This window comes from Halomonas campaniensis, from assembly GCF_002211105.1.
Classification (GTDB): domain Bacteria; phylum Pseudomonadota; class Gammaproteobacteria; order Pseudomonadales; family Halomonadaceae; genus Vreelandella; species Vreelandella campaniensis_A.
The window spans coordinates 14770-29779 of the sequence record NZ_JPUA01000049.1; the positions used below are offsets into that span (position 1 = coordinate 14770).

Sequence of the window (15010 nt, forward strand, 5' to 3'; positions counted from 1 at the left end):
CCTGAGCCTGTCATAGCCTTTCACATAAAAGCGACGTTAAGGTGGAGCGGTGCATGGATATAGCGGATTTTTTTGACACCTTTTTTGAAGAGGCTGAAGAGCTGCTGTCGGATATGGAACAGCACTTACTGGAGCTGGATGTTGACGATCCAGACAGTGAGCAGCTCAATGCTATTTTCCGTGCCGCCCACTCGATCAAGGGGGGAGCGGGAACCTTTGGTTTTACCGTGCTACAGAAAACCACGCATATTTTGGAAAATCTCCTCGATTACGCACGTAAGGGCGAACTGACGCTGCGAGCCGATCTCGTGGATACCTTTTTAGAGGCTAAAGACATCATGCATGAGCAACTCGATGCCTATCGCAGCGAAGAGGAGCCAAATCAAGAAGCATTTGAGCGCATTTGCCAAACGCTGCAACAAATTGCCCTGGATGAAATCGGTCAGCAGTTAGATGGGCCGGCTACTCCAGCTGCTGAACCCAAGGCTCCGCCCCCAAGCGAAAACAGTGCAGAAGCAAAAAGCAATCAAGAGAAGGTTGCGAATAGCCATCTGTTAGTGGCGCTGCTTAATGTCGCAGAGAAAGACCGTATCTTACTGGTTGAAGAGCTAGAGCAACTGGGCGAAGTGCAATCTCAATCCGGCGACGAAAAGCGCTATGAGGTTATCCTCAAAAGCAGCGACAGCGCTGACGATATTGAAGCCGTCATGTGCTTTATTATCGAGGCAGATCAGATTGAGATTACGTCCATTGAGGGCGCTGCCGACACGACGGCCTCGACCGAGCCTGCAGCCCCAGCGCCTTCTGCACCAGCACCAGAAATGAAACTGGATAAACCCGCTGCGAAAGCAGCACCAGCGAAAGAAGCGGCTAAAGAAAAACCCAAAAAAGCCGCCGCTGAGTCTTCGTCAATCCGCGTCTCGGTAGATAAAGTCGACCAAATCATTAACTTGGTGGGTGAACTGATCATCACTCAGTCGATGCTTGATCAGACGGTTAGCGATTTAGAAGATCAGTCAGTTGGCAATGCCTCATTGCAAAATGGCATGAGCTTGCTGCAGCGTAACGCGCGCGATCTCCAGGAAGCGGTCATGTCGATCCGAATGATTCCCATGGAGTTTGTCTTCAGCCGCTTCCCGCGCGTGGTGCGTGACACCGCGGGTAAGTTGGGTAAAGAGATTGAGTTAATTACCGAAGGCAAGTCGACCGAGCTGGATAAGAGCTTGGTGGAACGAATCACTGATCCGTTAACGCATTTGGTGCGTAACAGCCTTGATCACGGCGTGGAAATGCCTGATGTGCGCGAAGCTATTGGTAAGCCGCGGATCGGTAAACTGACCCTCTCAGCACGGCATCAGGGCGGCAATATCCTGATTGAGGTGCGCGATGATGGGGCCGGTATGGATCGTGATCGGTTGCTTGCCAAAGCCCGTGAGAACGGCATTAGCGTATCGGACACCATGACCGATGAAGAGGTGTTCCAGCTCATTTTTGCGCCTGGTTTCTCAACCGCGAAAGAAGTGACCGACGTATCTGGACGTGGCGTGGGCATGGATGTGGTGAAGCGAAATATCCAGAGCATGGGCGGTCGCGTTGAAATTCAGTCGAAGCTGGGTGAGGGCACCAATACCCGTATCGTCTTGCCGCTGACGCTGGCGATTTTGGACGGTATGTCAATTAAGGTCGGCGGCGAGACGTTTATCCTCCCGCTTTCCACTGTGCTTGAGTCGCTTCAGCCCTCTAAAGACGATATGTATGCCATGGCCGGTGACGACGTGGTGATCAAAGTACGCGACGAATATCTGCCCGTGATCGCCATTCACGAAGTGCTGAATGTCGAGAATGCGATTACCGATCCCACCAAAAGCATCGCTGTTATCGTACAGGGCGAGGGGCGCCGTTACGCCATGCTGGTTGATGAGCTGATTGGACAGCAGCAGGTTGTAGTCAAAAACCTGGAAGACAATTACCGCAAAGTACCCGGAATCTCGGCCGCGACCATTTTAGGCGACGGCAGTGTTGCGTTGATTCTGGATATTACAGGTTTACACCGCCTGAGCCGATATAAAAAAGAGGCAGGCAAAAAAGTAGTAAACAATCAAAACCTTTCATCTTTTAAGGAGGCTGAGCCGTCATGAGTCAAGCCAAAAATGGTGCGGTGCTAGCCGCAGAAGCCGAAAATCGTGAATTCCTGGTGTTCTCACTGGGTGATGAAGAGTACGCCATTGATATTTTGAAAGTGCAGGAGATCCGTGGCTACGAAAACGTAACGCGAATTGCCAATGCGCCAGATTTTATCAAAGGCGTTACCAATCTACGTGGCGTTATCGTACCGATCGTGGATCTGCGCATTAAGTTTCACTTCGATAAGGTCGAATATGGCGGCCAGACGGTGGTCATCGTGGTCAATGTTGCAGACCGGGTGGTTGGCATCGTCGTAGATGGGGTTTCTGACGTGATGACACTGACCCCCGATCAGATTAAGCCAGCACCGGAATTTGGCGTTACCCTCTCGTCTGATTTTCTCAGCGGGCTGGGCAGTCTGGATGACCGCATGCTGGTACTTGTGGATATCGATAAACTGCTCACCAGCGACGAGATGGCGCTGGTGGAAAGCACCAGCAACCAGTAAGACTGCCCAAGCATGGCACAGGGAGTGTGCCTGATCCGTTTTACCTAATGATGCATTCTCGCGCTACGGAAGGTGCTTGCGAGTGCCATTTGTGCGTGGAGAAAAGGGCGTGACACAGCAAATGCGGCAGTTAATGAACAATATGACGGTACGTTTAAGTTGGGGCTTAGTATTAGCGACCCTTTCGGTACTTGTCTTAATTGCCAGTGGTATCGGCCTTTATGCCCTGCACCATGGTGCATCAATCGTGCAAGCATCTAACGATATTCAGGCGCAACAGGCTGCTTTTGGCGCTTTTGCCGCATCGGTTCGCTGGGCGCTACTCGGCGTTGTGGTAATGACTATTGCCACGGTTATCGTGGTCATCTGGGGAGTAACGGCCAATGTGCTGCGCCCGTTAGACCGTTTGGTGGGCCATTTTGAGCGCATGGCGCAAGGGGATTTAAGCCAGGCTATCACCTCACCGGGTAATAATGAGATAGGGCGGCTTTATAGCGCCATGGCCCATATGCAGGGCTCGTTGTCGCAAACGGTAGGCACCGTGCGTACCAGCGGTACCTCAATCTATGAGCGGTCACAGCAAATTGCCAGTGGTAATAACGACCTCTCTTCGCGCACGGAACAGCAGGCGACCTCGTTAGAAGAGACGGCTTCCAGTATGGAGCAGCTCGCCTCCACGGTGGGCCATAACGCTGAAAATGCGCGCCAGGCCAGCCAACTGGCTGGAAGCGCCACTCTGACGGCCCGCCGCAGTGGGGAAGAAGTCGGTGAAATCGTCAGTACCATGCAGGATATCAGCGCGAGTTCGCATCAAGTCGCTGACATTATTACCGTTATCGATAACATTGCGTTTCAGACCAATATCCTGGCGTTAAATGCCTCGGTGGAAGCGGCGCGTGCTGGCGAGCATGGCAGGGGATTCGCCGTGGTGGCACAGGAAGTACGCAGCTTAGCCAGTCGCAGTGCCGCTGCCGCCAAAGAGATTCGCACACTGATTGATGCCTCGCTCAGCAAGGTGGATGCCGGCACCCAGCGTGTCAATCAAGCCGGTCAAACCATGCAAGATCTGGTGGGCGCTGTGCAGCGCGTCAGCGATATTATGGATGAAATCGCCGCCGCTTCTGAGCAGCAAAGCAGTGGTATAGGGCAAGTGAATCAGGCCGTGGCACAAATGGATCAGGTCGTGCAACAGAATGCCCAGTTGGTTCAACAGGCTGCGCGAAGCGCCAATGAGCTCGAAAGTGAAGCGGCACGGTTACGCGAGGCTGTGGAGCGCTTTCGGGTCACTGAGGCGTCCGTCCAGCGCGCTCCAGCAACCCCGGTTCTTATGCCTTCGGCAGCGCCAAGCCTTCCCACGCGACACAAACAGCCAGCAGAAGCGGCTGAGGAGTGGGCATCATTTTGAGTTGTTTGGTAGGGCAAACAAACTCTTTGTTAACAATAAAACACTAATAAGGGAACACCATGCGTAATAACCAGCCAGTCTCTCAGCGTGAAATTGAGCTAAAAGAGGATGACTTCTTAGTCTCCCGTACCGATACCAAGGGGCGCATCACCTATGCCAACCCTGCGTTTATCGACATTAGCGGCTTTGAACATGAAGAGCTGATAGGTGCGCCGCATAACCTCATACGCCACCCGGATATGCCGCCAGCGGCTTTTGAAAATCTCTGGCAAACGGTCAAGACGGGTGAAACGTGGCGTGGGCTGGTCAAAAATCGCTGTAAAAATGGCGACCACTACTGGGTAAATGCCAGTGTGACGCCGATTGTCGAAGATGGACAAGTCGTGGGCTACACCTCGGTGCGCGTGCAGGCAAGTCGTGAAGCGATTGCCCAGGCGGAGCAGGCGTACGCTGACATACGCGAAGGCCGCAACAAGCGGTTCTACTTAGATAAAGGCCGCTTGCGCCAGAAAGGGGTGATTAAGCGTTTGGCCCGGGTTCGCCTGGATACCATTCGTGCCAAGTTGGTCGGCATGATTGTTGTGGCTGGACTTCTGCTGTTAATCAGCGGAGGCCTGGGCTTGTATGGCTTGAATGTATCGGGCGAACGCTTGGGGCAACTGAATAATGACGGTCTGCGTGACGTTATTCGCCTTCAACAAATCGACCAGACCATTGCTCAGACCCGCCAAGCGATGATTGAGCCGGAGCGTATGGAACTGATCAATCAACGTTTTGAGATGGGCGAAAGTGTTCAGGAGAATGCTGCGACGGTCGCTGCGGCTTGGCAGGAGTACTACTCACGTGAGGTCAATGCGACGGAGCTGGCTGCTGAGTTCGATCAACAGCTACAGGCATTTTTGCAAAATGGTATGGGTCAAGCCGCTAGCGTCCTACAGGCGGAAGAGACCTACCAAGCCTTTACCGGTCTGGATGCGGTAATCGCTGTGATGACCAACGAGGGCCGCGTCCTCTCAGGCATGGTGAACCAACTGATTGCCCAGAAACAGCAAGCAGCTGAAGCCATGGCCGATGAAGCACAGCAAGGTCAAACCACGATGCTGGGCGCGCAGGCCATCGTCCTTGGAATTGGCTTGCTGCTACTTATTCTGATCGGCGTGGTTACCTTGCGGGCGATTACCCGACCACTAAAAAGTGCTGCAGGTTTTACGCTGCAAATTGCTGGCGGTAATTTGGCCGCTAAAGTGCCTGCCATGCGCCGCGATGAGGTGGGCCAGTTAATGGACTCCCTGAACACCATGCGCAAAAGCCTTAGCAGCATCATCGCCGATGTTAAAAGCGGCATTGACGTGGTAACACCGGCTGCTCAGGACATCGCTAGTGGTAACGAAGAACTCTCGTCGCGTACCGAGCAGCAGGCAGCCTCTTTGCAGCAGACTGCTTCCAGCATGGAAGAGATGACCGCTACCGTGCGGCAGAACAGCGAAAACGCTCAAGAAGCCCGTCGTCTAGCCGATAATAATGCTATTCAGGTGACGAATACTGGCGAATTGATGACGCAGTTGGTCGATAGTATGCAGCGGATTACTCAAAGCTCCCAGCAGATGGCCGATATTATCAATGTGATCGATTCAATTGCGTTTCAGACCAATATTCTGGCGCTGAATGCCTCGGTTGAAGCGGCACGTGCAGGCGAGCATGGGCGGGGTTTCGCCGTGGTAGCCGAAGAAGTGCGTAATTTGGCGGGCCGCAGCGCTGGCGCTGCTCAAGAAATCCGTGGTTTGATCGATGGTTCTAACCATGAAGTGAGCGCGGGGGCTAGTTTAGTGACCAAGGCTGAAGCCGCCATTAGCGAAGTCGCAGAAGCCGCGCGTAGTGTGACTCAAATTATGCACGAGATATCGGCTGCCTCTGAAGAGCAAAGCCATGGCATTGCCCAGGTTAACCAGGCAGTAGCAGAGATGGATCAGGGCACCCAGCGCAATGCTGTGCGGGTTCAGGAAACCGCACGTGCGGCGGTTTCCCTGGAGAAGCAGGCAGGGTTACTAGCGCTGTCAGTGGAAGCATTTCGATTAAACAGTCAAGGGGCGCTACGTCCGCCAGCAGATACAGCAACCAAGCACGCTGCTCAACTGCCTAGCACCGCGCCGTCGAATAAGTCGCCCGTTAAACGGCAAACAGCCTCAATAGAGGAGTGGGAAGAGTTTTGACCGAACAACGTGAACGGGTTGTAGACGCTGGCCAATGGACATCAAGCAGCCAGATTGAGCGCGATCTGGTACTGACTGATGCGGATTTTACGCGTATTCGTGAGCTGATTTATCAGCGCGCAGGTATTGTGTTGGCAGAGCATAAGCGTGAAATGGTGTATAGCCGCTTGGCAAAGCGGCTGCGCCACCATGGCATGACGCGCTTTACCGATTATCTGGTACGCCTGGAGCGCCAGCCGGAAGCTAAAGAGTGGGAAGCGTTTACCAACGCGCTAACCACTAACCTCACGGCCTTTTTTCGTGAAGCGCACCATTTTCCGCTGCTGGCTGAGCATATAAAGAACAAGCAAGACCCGGTGGCTATTTGGTGTTCGGCCGCCTCCACTGGGGAAGAGCCCTACTCGCTGGCAATGACGTTGTTGGAAACGCTGGGCCCGAAGGCGTCACAAGCCAAAGTGATCGCCACTGATATTGATACGGATGCATTGGCCAGGGCGCGTGCAGGCGTTTACCCCCTGGAACAGGTACGCAAGATTGATGAGGCGCGAGTCAAGCGGTTCTTTCAGAAAGGCACGGGCAATCATGCAGGCTTTGCCCGGATTCGCCCGGAAGTCTCCGCCTTAGTCGAGTTTCTGCCACTTAATTTGCTAGCACCGCAATGGCCGATTAAAGGCCCTTTTGATGCGGTGTTCTGCCGAAACATCATGATTTATTTTGATAAAGATACTCAATCAAAAATTCTTAAACGGTTTGCGCCGCTGATGAAGCCTGATGGCTTGCTGTTTGCAGGTCACTCAGAAAACTTCTCGTATATCAGTGATGCGTTCAAACTGCGCGGCCAGACGGTTTATACCGTGGCCAAAAAATGAATAAATATCGTGTCTTTAAGATCGCTTTAGGCGCTGTGGCTCCGGCGGTTGCAATCACACATCAGGCGTCTACAGCAAGAGGAGGCGTGCTTTGAGCGCAGCCAAGATCAAAGTATTGTGTGTCGATGATTCGGCGCTAATTCGCGATTTGTTAACAGAAATTATTAATTCTCAGCCCGATATGGAAGTCGTTGCGGTAGCCCCCGACCCTATTGCCGCTAGGGATTTGATCAAGCAACACAATCCTGATGTGTTAACGCTCGACGTGGAAATGCCGCGTATGGACGGCCTGGATTTTCTCGAGCGTTTAATGCGTCTGCGGCCTATGCCGGTGTTAATGGTGTCGTCACTCACCCAAAGCGGCTCAGAAATCACTCTGCGTGCACTTGAGCTGGGAGCGCTGGATTTTGTTGCCAAGCCGAGTCTGGGCATCCGCAACGGGATGATGGAGTACGCCGACGAAATTGCCGAAAAGCTGCGTGCTGCGGCGCGCTCGCGCCCCCGTCAGGCGCGGCATAAAAATACACCGCCGCCAGCAGCCTTGAAGGCCCCGCTGGTATCGAGTGAAAAGTTGATTATTATCGGCGCGTCCACTGGCGGCACTGAAGCCATTCGAGCGGTGCTTGAGCCGCTACCGGCGAATGCCCCGGCGATCTTGATTACCCAGCATATGCCCGGTGGCTTCACTCGCTCGTTTGCCGAGCGACTAGATCGGCTATGCCGGATTACCGTTAAAGAAGCTACCGATGGCGAGCGGATCCTACCTGGGCATGCTTATATCGCACCGGGCGATCAGCACCTCAAGTTGGCGCGCAGTGGTGCTAACTACGTGGCACGCTTAGACGACGGCCCACCCGTTAACCGCCACCGTCCATCCGTTGACGTGCTGTTCCACTCAGCGGCTCAGCACGCGGGCAAGAACTCCATTGGCGTGATTCTGACGGGGATGGGCAAGGATGGCGCGGCAGGCCTGCTTGAGATGCGCCAAGCGGGTGCGCCCACCATCGCCCAGAATGAGCAGTCCTGCGTGGTTTTCGGTATGCCGCGAGAAGCCATCGCCATGGGAGGCGCAGTGGAAGTAGTGGCTTTGGATGAGATTCCCTCGCGGATGATGGCACTGATCGCCGCCTCTGGCCGCGCTCAGCGTGTGTAGTGCGGTTCATAACCCGTTTGTATAAAGAACTAATCATAAAAACTTAATAAGCTCGCAAGGGAACTCACAATGAATCGTTTACTGCGCAACTTGAGTATTCACGCCGCTGTGGTTGCGGCACTTAGCTGCTTTGTCTTGCTTATTTTAGTGATTGCGGGCTTGGGTGTTGTGGCAGACCGCGATGCACAAAATAATCTTGATACACTGAATAATATTAGCGTTGCACAGTTGAATGAGATTAATCGCGCTGACTCGCTGCTCAATCAAGCCATGTTGGCGATGGAAACTGCTTCAAACTTTCTCATGGTGGGCCAGACCCGACAATCCAATGAGCAGGTTGATATTGCGGGCGATCGCATCGAGCGTTCAGAGCAGCGTTTTGCGCGCTTTGCGGCGAATTCATTCTCTCCGCAGGACGCAGTATTAGCTAACGCCTTGATTGAAGATTTTAATGCTGTCATGGCGTTAATTAAGCAGCAGCATGAAACCTTCGAGTATATGGATTTGACCAGCTACAACAATCTACGCGATGAGCTGGTTGAACCATTGAGCAGTTTAACGGCTAGCATGACGGCATTTGTACGACACGGTTTCGAGCGTGTTGATACCATTCGAGCCGATGCGCAAGCCCAGAGCCATCTGTTTAATATTATCAAAGCGGTAGCGGCGCTATTTGCCCTGGTGATGACCCTGGTCATTTACTTCGGTTTACGCCGCACTGTGATTGCCCCGTTAAGAGGAGCGGTTCAACGCCTGGATGCGATAGCCGAGGCCGATCTAACCAATCCTGTGCCTGAAGCGGGTAAAAACGAAATTGGTCGTCTGTTTGGCGCCATGGGAACCATGCAGCAAAACCTCACCAATATCGTTGGTCGGGTGCGTGAAGGCAGTAATGAAATTCACCACGGCACCCGTGAGATTGCCAGCGGCAACGCTGATCTCTCATCGCGCACTGAACAGCAGGCGGCGTCGATTCAACAAACCGCGGCCAGCATGGAAGAGATGACCGCGACGGTAAAGCAGAACGCTGATAATGCTCGCCAGGCCAGCACCCTGGCAGCTGACGCCTCCACGACGGCTGAACGCGGTGGTCAAGTGGTGGAACAGGTGGTGCAGACCATGCACGGCATTTCCACCAGCTCGAAAAAAGTCGCTGATATTACCAGCGTTATTGATTCGATTGCCTTTCAAACCAATATTTTGGCGCTCAACGCCTCAGTAGAGGCCGCGCGTGCCGGCGAGCAGGGCCGGGGCTTTGCGGTGGTGGCGGGGGAAGTGCGCAATTTGGCCAGCCGTAGTGCGGATGCGGCCAAAGAGATTAAAACCCTGATCGATGCCTCGGTGACCCAGATTCATCAAGGCTCCACGCTGGTCGAGCAGGCGGGCACCACGATGTCGGATGTGGTGACCGCGGTACGCCGCGTCACCGATATCATGGATGAAATTTCTGCTGCTTCCCAGGAGCAGAGTGACGGCATCGAGCAGGTGAGTCAGGCCGTGGGGCAGATGGATCAAGTCACCCAGCAAAACGCTGCACTGGTACAGCAAGCCTCTGCGGCGGCGGCCTCGCTTGAGGAGCAGGCCAACCGGTTGGAACAAGCGGTAGCTGTCTTTAAGCTATTAGGTGTGCAAGGTGGATCACATCAGGCGCTACCCGCTTCGTCACCCACAACGAACGCAATGCCTGCTCCCCGGGTTGAGCAGCAGACGAGCCGGCCGGCCGCCAAGCGTAACGAACATGAAGAGTGGGAAGAATTTTGAAGAACAGCTTTAGAAACAGTTCTAAGAGACCGTTTTAAACCCCTGACTGTACTTTTCAGTCGCCCCCGTGCCATATACTGATTGATTAGAGGATGACCCATGGCAGATAAGAATATGAGTTTCCTGGTTGTAGACGACTTTCCCACTATGCGTCGGATCGTGCGTAGTCTGCTTAAGGAACTGGGCTTTACCAACGTAGATGAAGCCGAAGATGGCCAAGATGCGCTTAATAAACTGCGTTCTGGCAATTTTGAATTCGTCGTTTCCGATTGGAATATGCCGAATCTGGACGGCTTGGAAATGCTCAAGGAGATCCGCCAGGATGAGGCGTTGAAAGACCTGCCCGTGTTGATGGTGACCGCAGAAGCGAAGAAAGAGAACATCATAGCGGCCGCTCAGGCGGGCGCTAACGGCTATGTCGTCAAGCCGTTCACTGCCGCTACCCTTGAAGAGAAGCTCAACAAGATCTTCGACAAACTGGGTATGTGAGTGACTGGGCCTATGTGCTTGGTTAACGAGGAGACAACATTATGAGCCAGAATGAGCAGTCCGATTCTGCCCAATCGTCCGAACAAGCCGCTGAAGATCTAATTCATCGCATCGGCAAGTTGACGCGTATGCTGCGCGAGAACATGCGTGAATTAGGGCTTGATAAAGAGATTGAGAAAGCGGCTGAAGCCATCCCCGATGCACGCGACCGCCTGCACTATGTCGCCACCATGACGGAGCAGGCAGCAGATCGAGCGCTCAATGCCGTTGACCGTGCGCAGCCGCTGCAGGATCAATTGTCAGACCGGGCGGAGGCGCTGGATAAGCGCTGGGCCGAGTGGTTTGAAGCGCCGAAAGAGCTGGATGAGGCGAAAGCACTCGTCGTCGAGACCCGCACTTATCTCAGCGATGTGCCCGATGTGGTGTCAGCCACTAACAAAGAACTGATGGAAATCATGATGGCGCAGGACTTCCAAGACCTGACCGGCCAAGTGATTAAGAAGATGATGGACGTAATCCATGAGATCGAGCATCAGCTGGTTCAGGTGCTCATCGATAACGCGCCGGGCGCCCATGCACGAGAAACGCTGCAGCGCAAGGCCGAGGATCAGTGGAAAAGCGACAATGCACGGCGTAACGAAGACCTTTTGAATGGGCCGCAAGTGAAGGATAATGTTCCGGATACCGTCTCTGGACAAGACCAGGTAGACGACTTGTTGGACGAATTAGGCTTTTAACGCGCGTTATTAAACGCCCTCTGGGCGTGCAAGCACGCTATTCAGCCGTCCCTATGGACGGCTGAATACGTGATAAGCTTTGCTTCACCTGGCCGGATACCCGTATGGCAGATAACGATAGCGACCAGGAAAAGACTGAAGAGGCCACGCCCAGGCGCAAAGAGAAAGCCCGTGAAGAGGGCCAGGTTGCCCGTTCCCGCGAGTTAAACACGTTTCTGCTACTGCTGGGTGGAGTGGTTGGCCTCTACAGCATGGGCAAGATGCTCTACGACCAGTTGGGCGCGGTGATGGAGCAGGCTTTCTTGTTTGAGCGTCGCCAAGCAATGGAAAGTACCCCGATGCTGGTCAATGCCCTGGATCTTGGTCAGCGCACGCTATTTACCATGATGCCGCTGTTTTTACTGTTAGCGGTGATTGCATTGGTAGCCCCCGGGCTGATGGGGGGGTGGCTGATATCGGCTAAATCGATGCAGCCCAAGTTTTCCAAGCTAGACCCTATTAAGGGCGTAAAGCGCATCTTCTCCACCCAGGCATTGATCGAATTGGCCAAAGCGATCGCCAAGTCGGCTCTGGTCGGGGGCGTCGCTGCGACCTTTTTGTATTTCAACATCGGCAAATTTATGGCGCTAATGGATCAGCCTATCCAGCAAGCGCTGACCAACGCTTTAACCATGGCGGCGCAGGCAGCTGGGCTCATGGTGATGGTATTGATAGTGGTCATTTTGATCGATGTCCCTTTCCAGCTTTGGGACAATGCCAAGAAGCTGCGCATGAGTCAGGAAGAGATCAAGCGTGAGCACAAGGAGTCTGAAGGCGACCCGCATGTGAAAGCGCGCATACGCCAGCAGCAACAGGCCATGGCGCGGGGCAGGATGATGAGCAAGGTACCCGATGCGGACGTCATCATTACCAACCCCACGCACTACGCGATAGCACTGACTTATCAGGAAGGCAGCATGGGCGCCCCGCGGCTGGTGGCAAAAGGCGCCGATGCGGTGGCCGCGCGTATTCGTGAAATTGGTGAAGAGGCCGGTGTACCGCGATTGGAGGCGGCGCCATTGGCACGTGCCCTGTATCATCACGTGGATCTAGAGGCGGAGGTGCCGGCTGAACTGTATACCGCAGTGGCGGAAGTAATGGCCTGGGCCTATCGCCTCAAGCAAGTCGCAAAACAAGGAGGCGAGGTGCCCCCAACCCCCGATAACCTGCCGGTACCACCGGAGATGGAAAGCCCCGGGCAAGGCGCCGGTGGTAATGAGGCGCAACCATGAAAGGCTTGAGTCAGCTAGTAGGTCGGCGTGACTGGATGAGCGATGTGCGCATGAAGCTGCTGGTCGGCCCGCTGCTCATCCTAATGATTTTGGGCATGATGATTGTGCCCTTGCCCCCCTTTGCTCTGGATTTACTCTTCACCTTCAATATCGCGCTGGCCATTATGGTGTTAATGGTCAGCATGTTTACCCAGAAGCCGCTGGACTTTGCGGCCTTCCCTGCCGTGTTGCTATTCACCACGCTGCTGCGCCTGTCTCTCAATGTGGCTTCTACCCGGGTGGTGCTCATGGAGGGCCACCAAGGTGGAGCGTCGGCGGGTAAGGTTATTGAAGCGTTCGGTGCATTTCTGGTCGGCGGTAATTTTGCTGTGGGTCTGGTGGTCTTCCTGATTCTCGTCATCATCAACTTTATGGTTATCACCAAAGGTGCTGGCCGTATTGCTGAAGTGGGTGCACGTTTTACCCTGGATGCAATGCCGGGTAAGCAGATGGCCATCGATGCCGATCTGAATGCCGGCTTAATCGGCGAAGAAGATGCCAAAAAGCGCCGTGCCGAGGTTGCTCAAGAGGCTGATTTCTTTGGTTCGATGGACGGTGCCAGTAAGTTTGTCCGTGGTGATGCCATTGCCGGTTTGGTAATTATGGTGGTCAACATCATCGGCGGGCTGATGATTGGCATGCTGCAGCACGATATGAGTTTTGGCGCTGCTGGTCAGACGTATATGCTGCTGGCCATCGGCGACGGCTTGGTGGCGCAAATTCCTGCCCTGGTGATCTCGACCGCAGCGGGCGTCACGGTTTCCCGGGTAAGTACCGACACAAACGAAGATATTGGCCAGCAAATGCTCAGCCAACTGTTCGTTAACCCACAGGTACTAATCTTGGCCGCTGTGGTGATGGGTCTGTTGGGCATGGTGCCTGGTATGCCCAATCTAGTATTTCTATTTTTTACTGCGCTCTTGGCGGGCTTGGCATGGTTTCTTATGCGTCACAAGGAAAAGGCGTTGGTCAAAGAGGAGATCGCCGCGGCTCCTGTGCCTCTGCAAGAGACCCCCGAAGCGAGTTGGGAAGACGTGCAGTTGGTCGATACTCTGGGCCTGGAAGTGGGACATCGCTTAATCCCGCTAGTTGACTCGCGTCAAAAGGGCGAGCTGCTTGGACGGATTAAAAGTGTACGTAAAAAGTTTGCCCAGGAAGTGGGCTTCCTGCCGCCGGTGGTGCATATCCGCGATAATTTGGAGCTGCCGCCTAACGCCTATGTGCTCTCCATGAAAGGCGCCGAGATTGGCCGCGCCGAGGCGCAGCCGGGTAAATGGCTGGCGATCAACCCGGGGCAGGTTTCCGGTGAGCTGCAGGGCACCCATACCCAGGATCCTGCCTTTGGTTTGCCCGCTGTTTGGATTGATAGCAACCAGCGTGAACACGCTCAGGTGTATGGCTACACCGTGGTGGACGCCAGTACCGTCATAGCGACCCACTTGAACCATCTGCTACACCGCCATTCGCCCGAGATGCTGGGCCGTCAGGAAGTTCAGAAGCTGCTGGATAAAATGGGTGATGATCAGAAGGCCCTGGTCGAAGAGGTGATCCCGAAAGCTATTTCGCTGACGGTATTGCAGCGTATCCTGCAAAATCTGCTTGATGAAGATGTCTCTATCCGCGATATGCGCACTATTCTCGATACCCTGGCGGAGTACGCCACCCAGCAAAAAGATCCTAACGAGCTGACGGCGCTGGTGCGTGTTTCGCTGGGGCGGGCCATTGTCCAGCAGTGGTTTGCAGGGCAGGAGACGCTGAATGTCATGGGCCTGGATGCCCAGCTGGAGCAGGTGCTGGTTCAGGCCATGAACGGTAACGGCGCCATGGAGCCCGGCTTGGCAGAAACGCTGATGACCCAGGCGCAGCAGGCGCTGGAGCGTCACGAAAGCTCAGGCGAGCCGCCGGTGCTGGTTGTGCAGCACTCGCTGCGGGCGGTGCTGTCGCGTTTCTTACGCCGCCGTCTACGTCATATGTCAGTATTGTCCCAGGCTGAAATCCCTGATGACCGCACATTAAGAGTGACCACCATAGTCGGCGGACGTTAATGATGACACGCCGTGGTAGGCTAGCGTTGACCATTTCCAGAATAGGCAAAAGGTAAATCATGAGCGTTAGACGTTTCGTGGGAGCCAATAGTCGTGATGTGATGCGCCAAGTGCGTGAAACGCTCGGTGAAGACGCCTTGATTGTGGCTAATCGGCGTACCGAAGGGGGCGTTGAAATTTTGGCCATGGCGGATGAAGCCATTGACCACTTTGAGCCTTCACCGGAACCCGCACCCACCGAAACGCCGCCACCTCCGACACAAGACCCCATGCAGGCGATGAGTGAGCGCTTACTACGGGAAATGCAGGATATGCGCGCGCTGCTGGCAAACAGCCAGTCAACCCATGCTGCTTCACCAACGCCAGCGGCGCCCACCGGTACGGCGGCGCGGCTGCGCC

The 15010-nt window shown here is 54.4% G+C and carries 11 protein-coding genes and 1 pseudogene; all 12 read left to right on the forward strand.

Annotation, left to right across the window (positions count from 1 at the left end; all coding sequences use genetic code 11):
* Window positions 1–53: 53 nt before the first annotated feature.
* Window positions 54–2138 (forward strand): chemotaxis protein CheA, encoded by a 2085-nt coding sequence (gene cheA, locus JI62_RS20840; protein ID WP_088702015.1) that lies wholly within the window; start codon window positions 54–56, stop codon window positions 2136–2138.
* A complete protein-coding gene (gene cheW, locus JI62_RS20845; RefSeq protein ID WP_088702016.1) occupies window positions 2135–2632 on the forward strand; it encodes a chemotaxis protein CheW in 498 nt (165 codons plus the stop codon). The genes cheA and cheW overlap by 4 nt, the downstream gene beginning before the upstream one ends.
* 121 nt (window positions 2633–2753) lie before the next feature.
* Window positions 2754–4037, forward strand: coding sequence for a methyl-accepting chemotaxis protein (locus tag JI62_RS20850; protein WP_088702224.1), 1284 nt, complete (start codon window positions 2754–2756; stop codon window positions 4035–4037).
* 59 nt (window positions 4038–4096) lie between these two features.
* Complete coding sequence (locus tag JI62_RS20855) at window positions 4097–6247, forward strand: methyl-accepting chemotaxis protein (protein WP_088702017.1); 2151 nt, start codon at window positions 4097–4099, stop codon at window positions 6245–6247.
* Window positions 6244–7116: a CheR family methyltransferase gene (locus JI62_RS20860; RefSeq protein ID WP_088702018.1), complete on the forward strand. Its 873-nt coding sequence runs from the start codon at window positions 6244–6246 to the stop codon at window positions 7114–7116. Before JI62_RS20855 ends, JI62_RS20860 begins: the two co-directional genes overlap by 4 nt.
* 91 nt (window positions 7117–7207) lie before the next feature.
* The gene (locus tag JI62_RS20865; RefSeq protein ID WP_088702019.1) at window positions 7208–8269 is read left to right on the forward strand and encodes a protein-glutamate methylesterase/protein-glutamine glutaminase; all 1062 of its coding nucleotides are present in this window, start codon (window positions 7208–7210) and stop codon (window positions 8267–8269) included.
* Between the two features lie 69 nt (window positions 8270–8338).
* A complete protein-coding gene (locus JI62_RS20870; RefSeq protein WP_088702020.1) occupies window positions 8339–10030 on the forward strand; it encodes a methyl-accepting chemotaxis protein in 1692 nt (563 codons plus the stop codon).
* A gap of 99 nt (window positions 10031–10129) precedes the next feature.
* Entirely contained in the window at window positions 10130–10519 is a 390-nt protein-coding gene (gene cheY, locus JI62_RS20875; RefSeq protein ID WP_088702021.1) for a chemotaxis response regulator CheY, read from the forward strand.
* Between the two features lie 41 nt (window positions 10520–10560).
* On the forward strand, window positions 10561–11256 hold the full coding sequence (gene cheZ, locus JI62_RS20880) for a protein phosphatase CheZ (protein ID WP_088702022.1): 696 nt from the start codon (window positions 10561–10563) through the stop codon (window positions 11254–11256).
* 104 nt (window positions 11257–11360) lie between these two features.
* The gene (gene flhB / locus JI62_RS20885; RefSeq protein WP_088702023.1) at window positions 11361–12527 is read left to right on the forward strand and encodes a flagellar biosynthesis protein FlhB; all 1167 of its coding nucleotides are present in this window, start codon (window positions 11361–11363) and stop codon (window positions 12525–12527) included.
* A complete protein-coding gene (gene flhA, locus JI62_RS20890) occupies window positions 12524–14611 on the forward strand; it encodes a flagellar biosynthesis protein FlhA (protein ID WP_088702024.1) in 2088 nt (695 codons plus the stop codon). Before flhB ends, flhA begins: the two co-directional genes overlap by 4 nt.
* A gap of 59 nt (window positions 14612–14670) precedes the next feature.
* Window positions 14671–15010 (forward strand): annotated as a pseudogene (locus JI62_RS23040) (flagellar biosynthesis protein FlhF); the annotation flags it as partial.